The sequence below is a fragment of the Marivirga aurantiaca genome (genome assembly GCF_016679925.1).
GTDB lineage: Bacteria > Bacteroidota > Bacteroidia > Cytophagales > Cyclobacteriaceae > Marivirga > Marivirga aurantiaca.
The window spans coordinates 92,570-114,741 of record NZ_JAEQBW010000001.1 but is presented as its reverse complement, the minus strand read 5'-3'; the positions used below and the strand labels follow the sequence as shown (position 1 = coordinate 114,741).

Here is a 22,172-nt window from a genome sequence, read left to right as displayed (position 1 = left end):
TTTCACGCCCAAATATACATGCTTTTAAAATAGAGAGGAAAAGTATTGGTGGGTTTTAAATTTCAATAACCCCACTATCATATTTAAAGCATTACTACTCTTTTTTGTTTAAAAAAACCAGATCATATTAATTACCTTCCACTTTTTTTTTAATAAAATATCATTCCGTATAACATCTTAAATTCACCAATATATTTGCTACTTAACAACTACCCTAAACTATAATTAGGATGCCCCTGCGAAATGCAAAATTAAACTCTATTTAATAAAACACTTCTTGTTCTTATCTGCCTGATTTTCTTTAAAAAAGATGAAACAAGACTTGCTCAGAGTCGTTGATCTGATTAGTTTTGCATAATAATTCCTAAATAAGAATTATTACTGATTAGTAAATAATATAGGTGGTCACATTAACAGACATAAAAGACAAATTAACAGAAGCCAATTTAAAAATCACACATCAAAGGTTGGTGATTTATGAGGCTTTGTTAAAATGTATGAACCACCCGACAGCTGAGTACATCTACGATAAAATCAAAGAGGACAATCCCTCTGTATCACTGGGAACTGTTCATAAAACACTTGACAAGTTCGTGGAAGTGGATTTGGCCAAGAAAGTATTATCAACCGATCATTTAAAAAGGTTTGATGCCAATATTAGCAAGCATAACCATATTTATTTAGAGAATTCAAAGGAAATAATAGACTATCATGATGAGGAATTACAACAAATAATCCTCGATTATCTGAAGAAGAAAAAATTGAACAACATCAAAATAAAAGACGTTCAATTACAAATAAATGCAGACAAAATCGATAAGAAATTGTCCGTTTCAATAAAGTAAATCTTATAACTTAAAACAATAAAACAAATGTCACTAGTAGGAAAAAAAGCCCCGGTAATTAATACACCAGCCGTCATTAATGGTGAAGAAATTGTAGAGAACTTTTCATTAGATCAATACTTAGGAAAAAAAGACGTGATTTTCTTTTTCTATCCTAAGGATTTTACTTTTGTTTGCCCTACTGAGATTATTGCATTTCAGGAAAAGTTAGCTGAATTCGAAAAAAGAGGAGTCGCTGTTGTTGGTGCTTCTTGCGATACTGAAGAAACTCACCTTGCGTGGTTAAGTACTCCTCAGGAAAAAGGTGGAATCGAAGGTGTTAACTATCCTTTAGTTGCTGATTCTTCTAAAACTGTAGCTAACAACTTTGGTGTTTTGGCCGGTGACTGGAATTACAATGAAGAAGGTGATTTGATATTTGAAGGTCAGCCGGTAGCATACAGAGGAACTTTCTTTATTGATAAAGAAGGAGTTGTACGTCATGAAACCATCAATGATCTACCATTAGGCAGAAATATTGACGAGATGTTAAGGATTGTTGATGCATGGCAACATGTTGAAAAATTCGGTGAAGTATGTCCTGCCAACTGGGAAGAAGGTAAAAGTGCAATGCAAGCCACTAAAGAAGGTGTATCTTCTTACCTTGCCAGCAATAAAAAATAATTGAAATTCAATTTCATTGAAATCCTGCTAGCGAGAGTTAGCAGGATTTTTTTTTACTCTTTAATATTAAGAGAAATTTGCTCGCTATATTTTCAGCGCAATAAAATTCAGCGTAATTTTACCCGATGGGGAAATTGGTTTATCAATTAGGTATTTTTCTGCTCAAAACATTCTTGCATACCCATGCCCTGTTCAATCAAAAATCTAAACTATCTGTTCAGGGGCGTAAGAACCTTTTCTCTGAATTAGAAACCACACTAAATGGAAATAAACGTCCGTTGGTATGGTTCCACTGCGCTTCCCTGGGAGAGTTTGAACAAGGAAGACCATTGATAGAAGCATTTAAGGCTAACTTCCCTGAGTACTTCATTCTTCTTACCTTCTTTTCCCCCTCTGGTTATGAAGTAAAAAAAAGTTATGAGCACGCTGATTATATCAGTTATATGCCTTTAGATAGTTCAGGAAATGCAAAGCGTTTTGTGAAGATTGCAGAACCTAAAATGGCCTTCTTTATTAAGTACGAATTCTGGTATTTTCATTTAAAAGCATTATCAGCTATTAACTGTTGGATATTCTCAGTATCAGCAATTTTCCGGAGTGAGCAGGTTTTTTTTAAACCCTACGGCAAATTCTACCGAAGTTTATTGAAAGAAATTGATCATTTTTTTGTGCAAAATGAAAGCTCGGAAGCCCTTTTAAAAGGCCTTCATATTTATAATGTGAGCATAACAGGTGATACACGCTTTGACAGGGTGAATGAGATTGTTCAGACAATACAACCTAACCAGAAATTTTTAAAATTTGCAGATGGTCATCAGTTATTAATTGGCGGGAGCACCTGGGAGCCGGACATAAAAGCCATTGCTCCATTTTTGCAACAACATGAAAATTGGAAAGCTATTATTGCTCCTCATGACATTAGTGAACAAAACCTGAAAATTCATGAAAGCCAATTGAAAATTAAAACCATCCGATTAAGCAAGATTCCTAATGAAATTCCTGCAGATGTAAAAGTGATTTTGATTGACAATATTGGAATGCTTTCCCAGTTATACCAATACGGAACTGTAGCTTTTATTGGAGGGGCCTTTGGTGCCGGCTTGCACAATACGTTGGAAGCCGCCTGTTTCGGACTTCCAATCTTCTTCGGTAATAAAAACTACCAGAAATTTCAGGAAGCCAGGCAGTTGCTGAAGATCGGTGCCGCCCATACTGTCAGTGAAGGAAATGATTTCAACCTCCAACTTGAATCCCAACTACAGGAAAAAAAGTTAAGCCTTATGTCAGAAAAAGCTCGCATTTTTGTTAACGCTAATTTGGGGGCCACAGATAAAATTATTCAACATGTTACACCTCTCGTTCACCAAATAGAAAAGTCATGAAAGGAAGAGTTTTTAAATCAACCGGATCGTGGTACACAGTAAAAGTGGATGGGAAATATATTGAATGCAGGTTAAGAGGCAAAATGCGTTTGGATGATGAGAAAGTAACCAACCCTGTTACGGTGGGTGATTGGGTAGGTATTACCATGGACAATGAAAAAGAAGGCATTATTTACGAGGTGTTGCCGCGAGAAAACTATATTATTCGTAAATCCACCCGCAAGAAAAAACATAGTCATAGATTAGCCGCCAATATTGATCAGGCCATTTTAATTGTTACCCTTGTTGCCCCTCGTACAAGTTTAGGTTTTATTGACCGCTTTTTAGTCACTTGTGAATCTTTCAGGATACCTGCTATTCTGGCTTTCAATAAAGCAGACTTACTGGATGAGGCCGGACTGAATTCTTACAAAGAATTGAAGTTCGATTATGAGGAATTGGGTTATCAAACGCTCTTAATATCAGCTGAAACCAATCAGGGAATTGAACTGCTGAAAGAAAAGTTAACTGGTAAAACAAGTCTTTTTGCCGGCCATTCAGGAGTAGGAAAATCTACTTTGTTGAATTTACTTTCTCCAAAAATTACTCAAAGGGTAAGTGAAATATCCGAATCTGTGGGAAAAGGGGTACACACAACCACTTTTGCAGAAATGTTTGAAGTATGGAACAATACCTATGTAATTGACACCCCCGGCATTAAAGAGCTGGGGTTATGGAACATTGGGGATGAGGAGTTATGCCATTATTTCCCGGAGATGAGAAAATATATTGGGGCTTGCCGCTTCCACAATTGCACACATATTCATGAACCGGGCTGTGCATTTCGCGATGCAATGGAACAAGGAAAAATTGCACCTTTCCGTTATGAAAATTATTTGAGCATGCTTGCTGATGATGACAACAGGCGGTAAGGAAATTTCTCTTTCAATGTTTATCTTCTCAAGAAATTATTAGCCAACCGAGCTTATAAGAAAGGAAATACTGTGGAAAAACCTTAATTCAATTGATGTTCCCACTAATAATTCATTTATAACAATACAAAGAGTACATATGAATTATATTAAGTACATCTACATCAAACAGTAATATAATAACATTAAAGCCTTATCTTTGATTTACATAAAGGAGATATTCCCCTATATCTATCCAACAATTGAATTTATTATTGTTTATGAGCTGATTGCTTACTTCCTTTTGTGCCGTTTTTTTATTGGGAGAACTTTGAATAAACTAATTATAGTTTATATTTAATTGTATTATTTTTTTTTAAAATTAAAAAAGTATGTTATTTAAAACGCAATCAATTAGAATTAATTTATGGATTGTAATTACTTTTTCTTTAATATTCTGCCATGTTGCCAAAGGGCAAAATGCAGCAGACTATACATTTTCCGCAGAAAATAAAAGTTACTCCCCTATCACAGGTGGAACTATTATCAGCAATAACCCTTCACATGACGATGAGTATTTTGCCAGCCAATCCATTGGTTTTGATTTCGGTTATCTGGGGAGCAATTTCACCCAAGTGGGTGTTTCTACTAATGGCTTCATCACTTTGGGGACTAATGGAGATGGTCACTTTTTTCCCATTTCCGAAAATTTATACTCTGCAATATGTGGCCTTTCTGGTGATTTAACTTCCCAGACGGATGCTGAATTACGTATCGAAACTTTAGGAAGTGCCCCTAACAGAATATGCGTAATTCAATGGTCCGGCTACAGAAACTACGGGGAAGCCGGAAACTACAACTTCCAAATCCGATTATATGAAACCATCAATGAGGTAGAATTCCATTACGGAAGCATGTCTCATAGTGGCAACGACCAAACAGTGCAGGTGGGGTTAAACGGAAACACCAATACTGATTCAAACCATAGAACGATAGCCTCCGCAGTAATATGGACTCCTGCCAATACCATTAATGCCACTGACAATAATTACGGCTTACCCTTAAGAAATGCGGCCTATCCTGAGGATGGTCTTTCGTTTTCCTTTTATGAAGAAAGAGCTGATTTATCAGTCGATCTTTCAGTAAACTCCAGTAACCCCTGTGTAGGTGAAGAGATAATTTACCAGATTGATTTATCTTCATCTGCCACCACAAGTACAGGAGCCGTTTCTGTTTTATGTCAGTTGCCGGCAGGCTTAACATTTATCGATGCTGAAACAGTAAAAGGAAGTTACGATTCCGGAACAGGTATATGGGATGTGGGAACTATGGCTGATGATGAAGAAGCTATTTTGCTGATCAGGGCCTCCATTAATGCTGATCAGGGTGGTAGTAGCCTTTTTACAGAAGCAAGTATTTCCAATTCCAGTATTTGGGATCCTTTTTCCGCGAACAACACTTCCAATCTAAGCATCACAGTTAAAAACAATGCCCTGCCGGAAATTTCTTCAATAAGCGACCAGACAGTTGGCTACAATCAAAGCTCTTCTCCTATCCCTTTCACGATTAGTGACCTGGAAACTGCTGCGGATGATTTGATTTTCAACTTAACCTCTTCCAATACTACAACTATCCCTCTTTCAGGCCTTGAAATACAAGGTACAGGAGGAAATAAATCATTGGTTATTACTCCGGGATTAAACCAATTTGGCACTTCCACTATTACCATTGAAGTATCAGATGGGATTTGCTCCTCCTCTATCTCCTTTTCTGTAGTAGTATTCAAGCAAACATATTCCGATTTCGAAAGTGCCCAGATTGTAGTAGGTCAAATGGATTTCAATACAACCAATACCACTGCAAGCCAGATAGTCGCACCAGGTTCCAATAGCTCAGCAGTAAGTGCAAAAGGAGTGTTAGCAGTTGGATCACAAACAAAAAACAGGGTATTGATTTGGAATAGCGTGCCTACAGCAAATGGCACAGCTGCCAATATTGTAATTGGTCAAAGTAATTTCACAGATGAAATTGCTTCAACAAGCACTTCAGGCTTAAGAAACCCTGACGGTGTGGCATTTAGCCCTGATGGCAATAAACTCATTGTGGCCGATGCAGGAAATAACAGGATTTTAATATGGAATACCATTCCCACTACCAATAATCAGCCAGCGGACGTGGTTATTGGTCAATCCAACTTTACTAATAATACCACCGGTTTAGCTGACAATAGGTTTAACAGACCAACAGATGTGCAAGTTACACCGAATGGAAAAATGATTGTCACAGACAGGAACAATAACAGGGTACTCATTTTCAACAGCATACCTACTACTGATTTTGTCAGTGCCGATTTAGTAATTGGTCAAAGCGATTTTACATCCAATACTGGCGAAACTTTGCAAAACAGATTAAGGGCACCATGGAATACATCCCTTGCCAGGAATGGGAAATTGATTATTGCGGATGATGGTAATAACAGAATATTGATCTTCAATAGTATTCCCACTTCAAATGGAGCAAATGCTGATGTAGTAATTGGTCAAACAAATTTCACCAGTGCAACAAGTGGATCTACTGCTGATAAATTTAATAGTCCGGGCGTTACAGTTTCCCCATCGGGAGTAGTTGCTGTAGCCGATTACTTCAATCATAGAGTATCTGTTTTTAACGAAATCCCCTCAGTAAATGGTGCAAGTGCAGATATTGTATTGGGACAGCCGGATTTCACCCAAAATGTAGCTTTTAATGATGGGGCAGGTGTAAGCGGAACACCAACAGATAAGAATATGAGCGAACCCTATGGGATTAACTTTGACTTAAATGAAAGACTTTTTGTAAACGGAAGAGGAATGCACCGAATGATGGTTTTTGGTGAAACTCCGGATCAGGAATCTGAATTGGCGCTCACCTTTAGCACCAACAATGCTACTCCATGTGTTCAAAGCCTGGTTTCTTATACCGTCAACATCATCAACAATGGCCCCAGTAATGCTACGAATGTTACCATTTCTGCTGCCTTGCCAGTAGGATTTACCCTTGAGGAATCCACAGCCAGCACCGGAGATTATAATGAGGAGAGCGGCTATTGGTCTATTCCCTTTATAGGAAATGGTGAAACCGTAAGTTTGGAATTAAGCGGAAAGGTGAATACAGGTCAAAACCTCAATACTATTACAGCTTATGCAAGCGTAAGATCTTATGACCAATCAGATACAGACTATAGCAATAATTCAGGTAATGTGGTAATTACAGTTGCAGACAATGTAGCCCCTGTCATTTCAGAGATAGATGATGTAATTACTGACTACAACACAGCTACTGATGCTATACCTTTTACGATAACAGATGCGGAAACTTTAGCTTCCGACCTGAATATTTCCGCTCAATCTTCCAACATAACTATTGTCCCGAATGCCAACATATCAATTAGTGGGACGGGCGAAAACAGGACTATCACATTAACTCCCGCCAATGATCAATTCGGTACTGTAAGAATTACCCTCACAGTAGATGACGGTTTTTGCAGTACTGACCTATATTTTGATGTTTTTGTAGGAAATGTATGGCTGGGCTATTCCAATGAATGGAATACGGTGGAAAACTGGTCTGCATTCGTTCCTGCATCCAACTACAGTGTTTTTATTCCATCTAGTCCGATTGGAGGTAATTTTCCGGTCATCAATTCCGATGCTTCAGTTAATAATATAGGTATTGCCAATGGAGCAGTTTTAACTATCAATGCCACAAGGAACCTGGATGTATATGGGGATTTCTATAATGATGGCGTTGAAACAACCGGAAACGGAAACATCAATATGGTGGGAAGCAGCAGCCAGGATTTCAAAGGTTTAGTTGGTGGTTTAGCCATCAATAATGTAAATGGCGTAACTATGAATGGTGAAACCAATATTAAAGGCGTGTTAGATCTAATCTCTGGAAATCTAACTGTAGGCAATAATACGATCACTATTAGAAACATTATTAGTGGAACAAGTTCCAATCTCATCACCAACAGCACCTCTTCCCTGATAGTTGAAGGAAGTGTATCTGGAATTGAGGTTCCTGGTCAGATAAACCATCTTAATAACCTTTCCTTAGATAATGGAAACGGATTAACACTTACAGCTAACTTAATTGTAGATGGAGAATTGTCACTTGATGCCGGAAGCCTGATGTTAAATTCACATGATCTTACGCTTAATGGCAATGTCACCAACTCTACAGGTGATGTGAGTGGGAATATACTCTCCAACATTACCATCACCGGAAGTGGGGATGCAGGGATTTTACCCATCAACAGCACCAATAATTCCCTAAATAATTTCCTCATCAATAGGTCAGGTGGTTCAATTACGTTAAGAAATAACCTGAAGATTAGCGGAACTCTTACATTATCAGGAGGTATCATCGTAATGGATAATGGAATTTTTGAAATAGAGAACTCCAATTCCAATGCAATCTCATCATTCAGCAGTACATCATTTGTAGATGGAAAATTAAGAAGAAGTGTGTTAGCAGGTCAAAATTATGATTTTCCTGTTGGTTCTGCCGATTTTTCCGAATTAGTCAACTTAAGATTCAATTCCATTAGCGAGGCTACCAGCCTTGATGCGGAGTTTGTAACAGGCTCCCCCGGGACTCCTCCAGCAGATCTATATGTCGGCTCGAATGCTGTAGATGGCATCTTAAATTATGGATATTGGACAATAAGTCCAACCAATGTAGCTGCCAATATAAATTATGACATTTCAATTACTTCCATTGGCCATACCAATGGAGTGGACCCACTACATCATGTATTGTTAAAAAGAGCCAATAGTGGTGTTGACTGGGGTATTCAGGGTGATTATTCATCGCTAAACGAAGGAGGAAGTTTCTCTGATCCTATTACCGTATCAAGAGCCAATTTAGCGGCATTCAGTGATTTCTCAATTGGCGCTTCTTCTGAAGGGCCGCTACCTATCAGTTTGAATTATTTTAAGGGTAAATTAACTCATAAAGGAGCTGAATTAAATTGGAAGACAAGCAGTGAACTCAATAATGACTTTTTTGAAATCCAGAAATCAGAAGATGGAAGATCATTCAAAAAGATTGGGCTTGTAAAAGGAAATGGGACTACAGACGCTTTCAGCCAATATACTTTTGTGGACAAGAGTGAAAATTCCGGCACTACCTATTACAGATTCAAACAAGTAGATTATAATGGAGAATTTGCCTATTCACCTATAGTTTCCATTGACTTTAAAATGAAAGCCGGAATAATTTCCCTTTACCCCAATCCAGTAAAAGATGACCTCAATATCCATTTTGATGATAATGACCTATTAAGCTGTACTGTTTCAATATACAACAGTATGGGGGCATTAATGTTAGAAAAACGATATGTATTAAAAGGAGAAAACGAACAGAAAATCACCATTGATTTAAGTAGTTTACCTTCAGGGTTTTATCAGCTACAAACCATTTCAGGGTCTGCTATTGGCCCATTGGTGAACCAATCTAAAATTATAAAAAAGTAAGCCTATGACATGAAATACTTAGCTGGAAATGACCCATTTCGTAGAAAGGCCTACTGACAAAAAAATCACAAAAGTGAATTAACGGAAGCAATATTTATTTCTTCCAGCTATAGGCTTAATGTCCATCAATTGATGATAATTTCTGTTTAATATTTTTTTTCTAAATTTAAGAGTTCATTATTCCAGCAAAACTACAATTCATTAACTGATGGAAAACAAAATTTGTATCCAATGCGAAAAACCCATACATGGGCGGGCGGACAAAAAATTTTGCGATGACTATTGCCGTAATGCATACAACAATCACTTCAAGAGAGGAAGCAACAATCTGATCAGAAACATCAGTAATGCACTCCGTAAAAACAGAAATATCCTGGAGTCTCTTTTAATAGAGTCGGAAGAAACCATCCGGGTACCCAGAGAAAGGTTGTTGGCATCTGGTTTTATATTTAAATATCATACACATACCTATACCAATAAGCGGGGCGATATATACAATTACTGCTTTGATTTTGGCTATCTGGCACTGGACAATGATTGGTACCTGATTGTAAAAAAGAAAGAAAGGCAACAAAACAAAAACTGAATTTTATAGTTCTTTACGGAAAGTATAGGAGGCTGTGAGAAGAAGTATTTGCGTTTCACGTTTCCATTCAAAAGATTGAAAAAAATCCGGCCCGTAATTTTCACCTGCAAAGTTTCTGGTATCAAAAACATCCCTAAAACTGGCACTTAATGATAATTGCTTGTCCCAAAAATGCTTCTGTAAACTCGCATCCAGGTAGTATCTGGCCAAATCCCTCCCTTGAGCTTCTATCTCAGGAGCAAAATAATTCCCGGTGAGCTGTAAATTAATTCCCCATGGCAAGCTTACATCAGTAGTCAGTTTCGCATACCATGAAAGCCCTCTGTTAGTGAAGCTATTATCGAGGTTAGTTCCGTCTACCTGTACCTCAAAAATAGAATAACTGGCATTTACTACCCACCAATCAGTAATTTCAGTGGTATTGATTAATTCTACACCATATAAATTACTGACATTGAGATTTTGTGGCCCACGATAAGATATTCCATCCAATACTCTTACTATCCAATCCACCTGACCATCTATTCTTCTATAAAATGCATTTGAGGTTAAATTGAAACGACCTAAATCAAGCATATGTCCTAATTCAAATGAATTGATGTATTCAGGTTGTAAATTAGGATCTCCGATACGCACATTCAGGGAATCGGCAAAATCCGGAAAAGGGTTTAACATCCAGGCATTTGGTCTGTCTATTCTACGGGAATAAGTTGCTTTAAGGGTATTTTCTTCATTAAGCGCATAATCCGCCTGCACACTCGGGAAAAAATCCAAATATTGTTGCGTATTCACTTCATTGGTATTTATCAACTCACTCCTTACAAAAGTTTGTTCAGCCCTTACTCCTAAAGCGTAGTTAAATTCACCTACTTCCCCTGAAAAAATACCATACAAGGCATGAATTTGGTCTGAATAATCAAATTGGTTGGAAATGCTATCCTGATTTCGGAAATCCTCTAACTCCTCATCATAAATTTCATAAGTATAATCATTCAGGAAATTCCTGAAAGTAGATTTGTAACCTGTTTCAATTTTTCCAATAGACAGAGGTTGTACATAATCTATCTGAACAATGGAAGTGTTTCTAAATTCATTGGTGTGGGATCTTTCGAGCCGGTCAGGATTTCGGTTTTCAGGAATTAAGGCATTGTTATAAACATCTATAGCCTGATCTTCTTCTTGCCCTCTAATAGAAACACTTGTCAATGCGCGTAAGCTTTGCTCTTTGTCATCAAAAGAGCGTTCATAAATTAGTGCATTGTCAGTAGTGTAATTATTTTCAGATTCATTATTATTTCTAACATAACTCAAAAGATTCTCGCTTGTTTGCATGTCGGTTAAAGTAGTGGAAATAGCTTCCAGATCATTTTCCTTTTCTGTGTTAAACACACCTTCAAAACTGATCTTATTTTGTCCCCAGTAATAGTCTGTTCCGTAATTTACAGTATGTTCTTTATCATGTCTTTCGTCAGCGGTAAACTGTTTTAACCGCTCCATATTATCATAGGTCTCCCTAACAGTTTCCCCTCTACCTACCCGAGGCCAATTCCTGTAGCTATAACCTCCGTAAATAGAAAAAATTTCTGTTTTTCTGCTGACATTAAAATTTGCGTTGGTTCTCCATCGTGTTCCCGTTGTCACCTCAGCTCTGGCTTTTGTCCCCAGGTCTTCTCCTTGTTTGAGTATAATATTAATCACCCCTCCATCAGATTCTGCATCGTAGCGGGCGTTGGGGTTGTTAATAATTTGCACTTTTTCAATAGCACTGGCTGGAATTTGTTCCAGGTCTGTGGCTAAAGCCGAATTTCTTCCATCAATCAGAACATTCGTGCTTCCACTGCCACGCAAAGAAACGGCTCCATCATCAGAAACATTTACTGAGGGGGTGTTACGTAAAATATCCAGTAAAGTACCTCCTATATTTGCTATGGTTTGATCAGGACGAATTTCCATTCCCTCCATAGTGGTCAATATTGGTTTACGTACCACCTCATCTCCCTCCACTGTTACTTCCTCCATCACCTCCACATTTTTGGAAATTGCTATTTTCCCCAGATTAGCATCCTCACTGGCTACCTCTATGTCTCTTGTGAAATCTTCATAGCCTACAAAACTGACCATAAAACGATATTTGCCCGGAGCTAATTGAACCGAAAACTCACCTTGGCCATCAGTAGTACTGCCTGCCGAAATATCATCTGAACCGGAAGGATAAAAAGCCACTTGTGCGTAGGGCAATGGTTTTTCTGACTCCTCACTAATTACAGTTCCTTTTACTGTAAAAGATTGGGTGAAAGCTTGCAGGTTGGTAAATAATACAATAGAAAAAAGAAAAGCATATTTCATTTCAAATAAAATGGATACACTTATTTTAACTGTTCTATATGCTAAAATGTTTGCTGTTGAAAATAATTTATATAAAGTCTGATTTAAATTCACAAAGCTTTCAGGTTGCTGTTGAAAGTCAACAGATTACCTCCTGTTGTATAATTGCCTCACAGACTCTATGTAATTCAGGAAATTAAAGCAATACACTTTAACTCAATGGCAATAGGAGTCGGCAGTGCATTCACTTCCACTGTTGTTCTGCATGGTTGGTTATCTTTAAAATATTCGGCATATATTTTATTAAAGGCTGCAAAATCTGCTTTCATATTGGTGAGAAAAACTGTAACATCCAGAAGCTGGGACCAATCACTCCCTGTATCCTCCAATATCATACGTACATTTTCAAAAACAGCATGGCACTGCTTTTCAATATCATAATTGATAATATTCCCATCAGTATCCAAAGTAACACCCGGGATTTCCTTGCTGTCTTTTTTGCGTGGACCAACTCCTGATAAAAACAATAAATTGCCTGCTTTTCGGGCATGGGGATAAAGCCCTACAGGACGTGGAGCATTATTGGAATTTCTGATATCCTTGGAATTATTCATTTTATACTGATTGTTTTTCTTGTAAGTTCTTTACTCTCCTGGCCTGGTTCAAGTGCCTTTTTGTATGGCGCATCATGATATAAAATTGTTCGCCAATATTAAACCGTAGGAATTTACTGATTGGGCTAAAGGTGTAAATATTGGTATGATCATACCCATAAGCTTTTTCAGCTGCTTCAATGATACGTCCCTGCAAATCCAGAAACTCCATTATTGTAGCTTTACCTTCTTCAACTTTATTTTTTTGAACAGGTTTGAAAATTTTAGGAGAAGGCACTTTCCATTTATATTTGGGATCCACAAAAAAAAGAAAAATCTTGCCTGTTAATGAAAATTTTACAGGATGTTCAATGGTACGCACCTCTGCTTTTTTTAATTTATTCTCAATGTCTTTCAGGTAAATTTCATTGGCTATAAGAATGTGTTTAAGACACTCGGCTACCGACCATTTGTCAGGCTGAGGTTTCCAAATTAATTCCTCCTCAGAAAGAGAAAGAAACTCTTCCTTTGTTACTAGCTGGATAGCCTTTAAATCTTTGATGACATCTTTAAGCCAGATCATAATTCTAATATTAAATTGTTATTCAGGAAATCAAATAAATAATCCGGGCTAAATGAAATAGCCCGGATCAATTACCTGAACAGATGGTAGATATACTGAAAGGACCAAACAATCTACTTCAGTCTTTATAATACCTCAACACACCACACCTTTAACTATTCATCAAATCCTCAATTTCCTCTAATTCAATTGGAATATCACCCATCAAATCGTTCAATCCACTTTTTGTGATTACCAGATCATTCTCAAGCCTTATCCCCAGACCTTCTTCTAGAATATAAATACCCGGTTCAACGGTGAATACCATACCTTCTTCCATTTTACGATACACATTTCCCACATCATGTACATCCAGTCCAATATGGTGCGAGGTACCATGCATGAAATATTTTTTATAGGCCGGATTTTTAGCATCCTGATTCTTGATGTCTGTTTTATCTAACAATCCAAGACCAACCAATTCACTTTCCATAATTTTACCTACTTCCTTATGATATTCGGCAATCACATTGCCCGGCTTTAGCATTTTCATGGCTTCTCGTTTCACCCGCAAAACAGCATTATAAACATCCTTCTGCCTCTGTGTATATCGCCCATTTACTGGAATTGTACGTGTCATATCTGCATTATAGTTACCGTATTCAGCACCCACATCCATTAAAATGAGGTCGCCATCTTTACAAGCTTTACTATTTTCAATATAATGTAAAACACAGGCATTGGCACCGGAAGCAACAATAGGTGTATAAGCAAAACCTTTAGAACCTCTGCGAACAAATTCATGTAGGAATTCAGCTTCAATTTCATACTCCATTTTTCCAGGCTTGGTAAATTTCAGCACTCTCCTGAAGGCTTCATTGGTTATATTGCATGCAATTTGCATTTGCTTGATTTCCTCAGCCGATTTTATAGCCCTTAAATTATGCATAATAGGAGCCGCTTTTCGGTATTGGTGTGCAGGATAGGTTTCCTTGCACCACTTAATAAATCTTTCGTCCCTGGTTTGCACCTCAGAAGCAGCCCTGATATGCTCATTCGTATTGATAAAAACATTTTCCGCTTCAGCCATAAGCGTGCGGAAAACTACAGGAAATTCAGATAACCACATAATATTCTGAATGCCGGAAGCATCTGTAGCTTCTTCTTTGGTGTATTTATGCCCTTCCCATATAGCTATATGTTCATTAGTTTCCTTCACAAACAGAATCTCCCTCCAACCATCATTCGGAAAATCAGGAAACATTACAAGTATACTGTCCTCCTGATCGATACCCGACAAATAAAACAAGTCACTGTTTTGTCTGAAAGTCATGGTGCCATCGGCATTAGTGGGCATTACATCATTCGAATTGAAAATGGCCAGGGATTTGGCAGGTAATTGCTTATTGAAATTCTTCCTGTTGTTAATGTACAATGATTTGTCTAATGGATTATACCTCATAAATGTATTCTTTTAGATGATAAATTGTGTTTTTCTCGCTTTACCTTATAAATTGGGTAAAAATAATTTATTCACGTGCGAAATTCTATTATTCTTAAAATTGGCCTCAATATACTATTTCTAATACTATTTTCATGTGCCTGTTTCGGTCAAAATAAATATTGGGTGCAATTTTCTGATGAATGGTGCCAATCACTCGACTACAGCAACTGTGGATGGCCGGAAGAATGGAAGTATTTCCTGAAAAATAATAAAGATATTCAAATTAACTACCAATCCAAATGGTTCAATATCGTGAGTATTACCCTTCCTAATGAATTACTTGCGACAGCTGAATCTTTGCCATTCACAACATCTATCCGGGCTGTCGGAGCACTGTATCCGCAAACCAACAAAGCAGATTTCAGCAAAGAATATGCTTTCGCATTGGAGCAAATGAAGGCCAGCTATTTGACCGACAGTATGAAGTTGAGTGGGAAAGGAGTGAAAATTGGTGTAATTGATGGCGGTTTTATGAAAGCTGATCAGGATCCGGCCCTTCAGAACATGATAAAGAATGGTCAGGTCATTTATTTTAAAGATTATTTGTTGGATAAAAATGAAGACGCATTTTACGGAAGAAGAATTGCCCATGACGATCATGGTACAGATGTTTTGAAAATGATAGCAGGGTTTGATGCAGGTATAAATATACAATATGGAATGGCTACTGATGCAAATTATTACCTGGCAAGAACAGATCACGGTATCAGGGAAAACCGGTTAGAAGAAGATTATTGGCTTATGGCAGTGGAATCATTTTATGAGATGGGTGTAAAGCTTGTTAATTCTTCTTTGGGGTATACTGATGGATTTGACAAGAAAAAGGAAAATCATCATGTAAAAGAGGTAGATGGAAAAAGCAGCATCATTACCCGGGCCGCACAAAAAGCTGCAGAGAAAGGGATGCTTTTAGTGATTTCTGCCGGCAATGATGGCGCCAATAAAAAGTGGGAAACTCTTTCATTACCGGCTGACGCCAAAGATGTACTTACTGTTGGCTCAGTACTTTTTGACGAATGGACAAAGGTATACTATAGCTCTACCGGCCCTGAAAAAATAGATTATGTAAAACCTGATGTAGTATGTTTTGCTTCAAATGGCACCTCTTTTTCAGCTCCTGTTATCACTGGCCTGGCCGCCTGCATCTGGCAATACGACAGCACTTTAACTAACTATGAAGTGATGGACATCATCAAAAAATCCGGTCATATAGCGGATGTGCCCAATAACTTTTTAGGCTACGGCATCCCTGATGGAGAAAGAATTAGATCGATATTAATGGGCAATTTCACAACGAGTATCATTAAAAAGAAACTCCAAAAGGGTGATAATTTTCAATTCGCACTGGATGATGAAATCCCGGAATTAATACTTTTTCACAAAAAAGATGAGAGAAATGTGTTGCTTCAGGAATCTTTGGAAGTTTCTACAGATACTAAGAGCATATCCATTGAAAGAAAAGAAAAAGCAGCATATACCACTATTGTAAGCAGGAATAAATTATTGATTGAAGTGGAATGGATAGATTGAATAGTGGTTATATTCGATAATTGTTTTATAAAATATTATAAACAGCTCTTATCTTTTCTGCAATTGCAGTAGAGGTAAAACGGGAAAGATGACCTTCAATGCCTTTCAATAATTCATCACCAATATTACTTTCAGTAGCCATTCTTAACATTTGAGCTGCCAGTTCCTCATTATTTTTAGGATCAGCATATAACGCATGCTTCCCTCCTGCCTCTTGAAGACTGGATCCTGTTCCAGCCACTACAGGGGTACGCATCATTAAGGATTCCAACACAGGAATACCAAATCCTTCAAATGTAGAGGGATACACTGAAGCCAGGGCTCCTTTATACAAAAACGGTAAATTATTGAAAGGCACCTGGTTTAATATCCTTACATTATGGATCAAACCCAACTCCTCAATAGTCTTTTCTACTCTTTTCTGATAATCCGTCTTTTTCCCCACAATCAGTAATAACAAATCATCTTCAACTTTATCCAACACTAACTTGAAAGCCCTTACCAGGCTTTCTGCATTTTTTCTTTCTTCAATAGAGCCGACATATAAAAAATAGGGTTGCATCAACTGGTATTGTTCAATCATATATATCATCCTGTTGGGCTTTATTTCCTGCTGATAAATAGGATGTACACCCTGATATACTACATGAATTTTCTGCGGATCTGTCCCAAAGAATTCAATAATATCTCCTTTTGTCTGCTCACTTACCGCAATTATCTGATCTGCTTTTTCACAGGCTGATTTAAATTTTTTCTTATAAACCTGCCTGTCAATCCATGGATAAAATGCGGGATAGCGTAAGAATATCAGGTCATGAATGGTAACTACTTTCTTTATTTCAGCATTTAAACCTGAAGGCAATTCATTACTTAATCCATGAAAAATATCGATTTTTTGTTTGGAAGCAAGTTTACCTATGTGCTTCGATCTCCATGCGCTCTGCATCAAAGAATTCTTCCACAAAGCTTTCGGTAAGAATACATTATCCTTTCTTTTTTTATAAAACGCTTCTGCTTCCGGGTGATCTGCTACTTTTGGGGTAAATAGTAATTGTTCGTCTTCCGGGAAATTTTCCGCTAATGCTTCAATCACGAAGCGGCTATAGTTTCCAAGGCCAGTGAAATTATTAAAAGCACGTTTGGCATCAAATGCAATCTTCATATTTTACTCATTAAAAAAACAAAACTAATTAATTATTGATACATCGTTCAACATTGGGGTAAAAACAAAGATAATTTGTACTTTTGCAACACAAGAGGGGATTGAATGAAAGCATACCAAATTCAGACTTTAGATAACGGCATAAGGGTCATACATCAACCAGTCAATAATTCAAAAATCATACACTGTGGCTTTGTTTTGGACATTGGCAGCAGAGATGAAAAGGCCCACCAGGTGGGAATAGCGCATTTTTGGGAACACATGGCCTTTAAAGGCACCAAAAAAAGAAAATCTTTCCACATACTGAATCGCCTTGATTCTGTTGGCGGAGAATTAAATGCCTACACCACCAAAGAGAAAATATTTTTTCATGCTTCTGTTTTGGATAGTTATGTGGAAAAAGCTTTTGATCTTTTAGTAGACATTACTTTTGAATCCATATTTCCTGAAAAACAAATAGAAAAAGAAAGGCAAGTAATATTGGAAGAGATGTCCATGTATTATGACTCCCCGGAAGATGCTATTCAGGATCAATTTGATGAGCTAATCTTTCAGGGACACCCATTGGGGAATAATATTTTAGGCAATCAGGAAAGCCTTAAACGATTTAAGAGATCGGATTTTATTGAGTTTTTACAAGAAAACCTGGATACAGAGCGAATCGTATTTTCCATTGTGGGAGATATTGCACCAAACAAGCTAAACCGTTTGGTAAAGAAATATTTAAGCAATATTCCCAGACAAAAAAGAAACAGGGAAAGACTTCCTTTTACAGCCTATAGTCCTAAGGAAATACATGTGAAACGGGAAGTTACCCAGGCACAGTGTGCTATAGGCACTACAGCCTATCCTATTCACCACCCTCAAAGATTGCCATTTTTCATGATGGTGAATATTCTTGGTGGACCTGGAATGAACACCAGGCTTAATATGGCATTAAGAGAAAAATATGGATTTGTCTATGCGATTGATGCGGGTTATCACCCTTTCTCTGATACAGCACTTTTCAGTATATTTTTCGGGACAGACTCCGGTCAACTTAATAAAAGCATCAGACTTGTAAAAAAAGAACTGAAGAAATTACAGGAAGTAAGGTTGGGCACATTACAACTTCACGTGGCCAAAGAACAATTGATGGGACAGCTGGCCATGGCCGAGGAAAACAATATGAGTTTTATGTTAATGTTAGGCAGAAGCCTGCTTGACAAGGACAAAATAGAATCTTTAGATGAATTATTCGATCAGATCAAAAACATTCAAGCCGGGGACTTGCAGGAAGTAGCCAATGAAATCTGGCCAGAAGAACGATTAAGTATTCTTACTTACCAGTCATAGAATCAGAATGTTTTAAGGTATCCTGAGAATTATATTTTAACAGAAAAATTGAACCCTTTATGGAATTTCTCGATCCGGAATTAGAAAAATATATTGAGCAGCATACAGAAGAAGAAATTCCCTTATTGCAAAAAATCAACAGGGAAACCCATACCCAGGTTTTAAAGCCACGAATGCTCAGTGGTCATTTGCAAGGACGGGTACTATCTATCATCTCCCACATGATCCAACCTAAAAACATACTGGAAATTGGCACTTATACAGGCTATTCGGCATTATGTATGGCTGAAGGGATGCAAAGTGATGGAAAATTAATTACTATTGATAAAAATGAGGAATTGACCGAAAGAGTTGAGGGTTATTTCAAGGAATCGGATTTCGCCCATAACATTGAATTTAAAAAAGGCAATGCACTAGAGGTAATTCCCACTTTAAAGTTGGAATGGGATATGGTATTTATTGATGCCGATAAATCCAATTATTTGAACTATTACAAACTTTGTATTGATCAAGTCAGAAAAGGAGCTTATATTTTGATTGACAATGTGTTGTGGAGTGGAAAGGTATTGGAAAAAAACAGAAAAAAATTAGATAAAGATACTGAGGCCATACTAGAATTTAATCAATTCGTTAGTGAAGATCATCGTGTTCAAAATGTACTTTTCCCTATCAGGGATGGTCTCATGATATTAAGAAAAAAATGATAAGACATAGTTTTGTATTGATTTTGGTACTGATTGGTTTTGTAGCCAATGCCCAGCAAGTGCCCTCTCGTATGCAGTTTGCTGACCTGGACCTTCGGCTCACAAATGATGCCATCAAGGACATCCAATCCGATGTGGATGCTATGACCCGTAGTGAGAAGTATTTTCAGAAAAACCTGGAAAGAGTGGACATGTATATGCCCATCATAGAGCGAATTTTTGCCGAAGAGGGCTTACCTGACGATTTCAAATACCTGGTAATACAGGAAAGCGCCTTGGTTTCGGATGCTGTTTCCAGCAGCAATGCTGTAGGATTCTGGCAATTCAAGGAAATTTCAGGTTTGGAAAATGACCTCAGAATTGACCGTCACATTGATGAACGAATCAACATAGTGGCATCAACACGTGCTGCAGCCACTTACCTGAAGAGCCACAATTCCTATTTTGACAATTGGGCTCATTCATTAATAGCGTATCAGTCAGGAAGATATGGCGCTGAAAAGCTAATTGACAAAAAAGACTCCGGTAAAAAGAAACTTACCATCACTAAGAATACATACTGGTACCTAAAGAAATTTTTAGCACATAAAATTGCATATGAAAACGCTTTAGGTTCTTCCACAGTCCCCTATTTTCTTTTTGAAAAAACAGATGCAGCTGGTATGCATCTAAAAGATATCGCAAAGGAATATGACATCCCTTTAGATCTTATTCAGGAATACAATAAATGGATTAAAAGAGGCGCTGTTCCTGATGATAAAACCTATGCCGTAATTGTTCCATTAGAGGATGCAGGAATTGCAGAAAACAGAGGCAGAAAAGAGAGTAGAAATCCAAACAAAGCCCTTCCGGGAGAAGTAAATACTGCCGCGCAGAAAAAATTCCCTTTAGTAGAGGGGGACATTAATCAATCGAGAGCCACCGCACCTCATGAGGTTAAAATAAACGGAAGAAAGGGAATATTGGCAGCTCAGGGGTATACTGTTTCCTCTTTAGCAGAAGCAGGGGGGATTTCCGAAAGTAAATTCAGAAAATTCAATGATATGGCGCCCGGGCAAAATGTAAATACAGGGAGCATTTATTATCTGCAAAGAAAAAGGAACCGCGCTAAATTCTATTATCATACTGTAATGGCTGGGGAAAACATGTGGGAAATAAGCCAAAAGTACGGATTAAAACTCCACAAACTTTACAGAAAAAACAGAATGGAAAGCCCTGCCCAACCTAAGCCAGGAAGGGTTCTATGGCTGAGGTTGAACAGACCTGAAAAAATAGCAGTTGAATACCAGCAAGTTCCAAAGGAAGAAGTAACGGAGCCTAAAAACCAGGTTTCCGCAGAACAACCCATATCAGAAAAGATTATTGAGACTGAAAAAACCTTAAAACCTGAATTAAAAGACACTTCAAAGATTTCAACTCCTATTGCCCAAAATATCCCGGAGCAAAATATTGCCTTGCCTGATGAAAATATGGATGTGGAAGAATTGCCCGAGGCTGCATATGTAGAAGAAAAAAACGAAGAAGTTATTGATGATGAATTAGAATCAGAGGAAGAAAAACCCGTTCGGCAAGAATTAATGATCTATGAAATCAAAAAAGGAGACACATTTTTCTCTATTGCTAATCGCTTTAATATGCGTATATCTGATCTTTTGGAATTTAATGAATTAAACATCAGGGATACACTTTCCATTGGTCAAAAGATAAGTGTAAACAAATACAATGATCAAATCACTGAAAATACTTCTAATAACAAAGATGAAGAGCCCATGGCTACAAATGATTTAAGTACAGACACAGATATCAATGACAGCTTAAATCAAATTGAACACCGGGTGCAGGCAGGAGAAACAATGTATGGGTTGGCCAAGAAATACGGGACATCATTAAAAGAAATTATGGAGTGGAACGGGAAGTCTGATTATTCGTTGAGCGAGGGGGATGTAATCCTGATAAAAAAGAAATAATTAGTTAGTAAACCGTTTATTCTTGGCTACATTATCTTACATTTGTACCTGCTAGTCAAAAATATCTCATTTTTGATATAGAATTAGTTTTAAATAAAAGAAAGTTTACTTATGTTTAGAGATATCTCAAGACAATAAGTATTTAATATTGAATCAAGTGGAAATTACATGGTAACAGCTGCAAAAACTGTTGATTTAGTGATGCTTGTTGATGACAACGATACTGATAATTTTATCAGCAAGCGTATCATCGAAATAACTGAATTCGCGAAATACGTTGAAATAAAAAACTCGGGTAAAAGTGCCCTGGATTACTTAGAAGAAAATAAGGAAAATCCGGATAAACTGCCTAATATAATATTCCTGGATATCAATATGCCTATAGTAGATGGCTTTGTGTTTCTGTATGAATTTGAAAAATTTTCCGATACAGTTAGAGACAAGTGCAAAGTAATTATCCTTTCGAGTTCTGACAATAAGAGGGATATTGACAAAATTGTTAATAATGATCACGTGATTAAATTCATTACAAAGCCATTAACTGAGAATGCCTTAAATGAAATCCGGTCATTGGATTTGCATTAAACCGTAGCAGTTTCCTCCAT

16 protein-coding genes are annotated in these 22,172 nt (G+C 37.3%); 11 read left to right on the top strand and 5 right to left on the bottom strand.

Features of this window, described 5'->3' with window-relative positions; all coding sequences use genetic code 11:
* Positions 1-401: 401 nt before the first annotated feature.
* From JKA74_RS00460 to JKA74_RS00435, 6 genes are all read left to right on the top strand, one after another.
* The gene (locus JKA74_RS00460) at positions 402-845 is read left to right on the top strand and encodes a Fur family transcriptional regulator (RefSeq protein ID WP_201429182.1); all 444 of its coding nucleotides are present in this window, start codon (positions 402-404) and stop codon (positions 843-845) included.
* A 27-nt stretch (positions 846-872) separates the two neighbouring features.
* Positions 873-1,508: a peroxiredoxin gene (locus tag JKA74_RS00455; RefSeq protein ID WP_201429181.1), complete on the top strand. Its 636-nt coding sequence runs from the start codon at positions 873-875 to the stop codon at positions 1,506-1,508.
* Positions 1,509-1,633: 125 nt separating this feature from the next.
* Entirely contained in the window at positions 1,634-2,890 is a 1,257-nt protein-coding gene (locus JKA74_RS00450; protein WP_201429180.1) for a 3-deoxy-D-manno-octulosonic acid transferase, read from the top strand.
* Complete coding sequence (rsgA, locus tag JKA74_RS00445; protein ID WP_201429179.1) at positions 2,887-3,801, top strand: ribosome small subunit-dependent GTPase A; 915 nt, start codon at positions 2,887-2,889, stop codon at positions 3,799-3,801. The genes JKA74_RS00450 and rsgA overlap by 4 nt, the downstream gene beginning before the upstream one ends.
* 371 nt (positions 3,802-4,172) lie before the next feature.
* Positions 4,173-9,299: a T9SS type A sorting domain-containing protein gene (locus tag JKA74_RS00440; RefSeq protein WP_201429178.1), complete on the top strand. Its 5,127-nt coding sequence runs from the start codon at positions 4,173-4,175 to the stop codon at positions 9,297-9,299.
* Positions 9,300-9,507: 208 nt separating this feature from the next.
* Positions 9,508-9,885: a hypothetical protein gene (locus JKA74_RS00435; RefSeq protein ID WP_201429177.1), complete on the top strand. Its 378-nt coding sequence runs from the start codon at positions 9,508-9,510 to the stop codon at positions 9,883-9,885.
* A gap of 3 nt (positions 9,886-9,888) precedes the next feature.
* Here JKA74_RS00435 and JKA74_RS00430 read toward each other — a convergent pair whose 3' ends face one another.
* From JKA74_RS00430 to JKA74_RS00415, 4 genes are all read right to left on the bottom strand, one after another.
* Complete coding sequence (locus JKA74_RS00430; RefSeq protein WP_317193533.1) at positions 9,889-12,324, bottom strand: TonB-dependent receptor domain-containing protein; 2,436 nt, start codon at positions 12,322-12,324, stop codon at positions 9,889-9,891.
* Positions 12,325-12,398: 74 nt separating this feature from the next.
* A complete protein-coding gene (locus JKA74_RS00425) occupies positions 12,399-12,824 on the bottom strand; it encodes a RidA family protein (RefSeq protein WP_201429176.1) in 426 nt (141 codons plus the stop codon).
* 1 nt (position 12,825) lies between these two features.
* Entirely contained in the window at positions 12,826-13,386 is a 561-nt protein-coding gene (locus JKA74_RS00420; RefSeq protein ID WP_201429175.1) for a DinB family protein, read from the bottom strand.
* Between the two features lie 151 nt (positions 13,387-13,537).
* Positions 13,538-14,827: an aminopeptidase P family protein gene (locus tag JKA74_RS00415; RefSeq protein WP_201429174.1), complete on the bottom strand. Its 1,290-nt coding sequence runs from the start codon at positions 14,825-14,827 to the stop codon at positions 13,538-13,540.
* Between the two features lie 165 nt (positions 14,828-14,992).
* On the opposite strand from JKA74_RS00415, the gene JKA74_RS00410 reads away from it, so the two are divergent.
* Positions 14,993-16,399, top strand: coding sequence for a S8 family serine peptidase (locus JKA74_RS00410; protein ID WP_201429173.1), 1,407 nt, complete (start codon positions 14,993-14,995; stop codon positions 16,397-16,399).
* 25 nt (positions 16,400-16,424) lie between these two features.
* Here the strand turns inward: JKA74_RS00410 and JKA74_RS00405 are convergent, their stop codons facing one another.
* Positions 16,425-17,561: a glycosyltransferase family 4 protein gene (locus tag JKA74_RS00405; RefSeq protein ID WP_201429172.1), complete on the bottom strand. Its 1,137-nt coding sequence runs from the start codon at positions 17,559-17,561 to the stop codon at positions 16,425-16,427.
* Between the two features lie 105 nt (positions 17,562-17,666).
* On the opposite strand from JKA74_RS00405, the gene JKA74_RS00400 reads away from it, so the two are divergent.
* From JKA74_RS00400 to JKA74_RS00385, 4 genes are all read left to right on the top strand, one after another.
* Positions 17,667-18,896: a M16 family metallopeptidase gene (locus tag JKA74_RS00400; protein WP_201429171.1), complete on the top strand. Its 1,230-nt coding sequence runs from the start codon at positions 17,667-17,669 to the stop codon at positions 18,894-18,896.
* Between the two features lie 59 nt (positions 18,897-18,955).
* Complete coding sequence (locus JKA74_RS00395; protein WP_201429170.1) at positions 18,956-19,600, top strand: O-methyltransferase; 645 nt, start codon at positions 18,956-18,958, stop codon at positions 19,598-19,600.
* A complete protein-coding gene (locus JKA74_RS00390) occupies positions 19,597-21,567 on the top strand; it encodes a LysM peptidoglycan-binding domain-containing protein (RefSeq protein WP_201429169.1) in 1,971 nt (656 codons plus the stop codon). The genes JKA74_RS00395 and JKA74_RS00390 overlap by 4 nt, the downstream gene beginning before the upstream one ends.
* 168 nt (positions 21,568-21,735) lie before the next feature.
* On the top strand, positions 21,736-22,152 hold the full coding sequence (locus JKA74_RS00385; RefSeq protein WP_201429168.1) for a response regulator: 417 nt from the start codon (positions 21,736-21,738) through the stop codon (positions 22,150-22,152).
* Positions 22,153-22,172 lie beyond the last annotated feature (20 nt).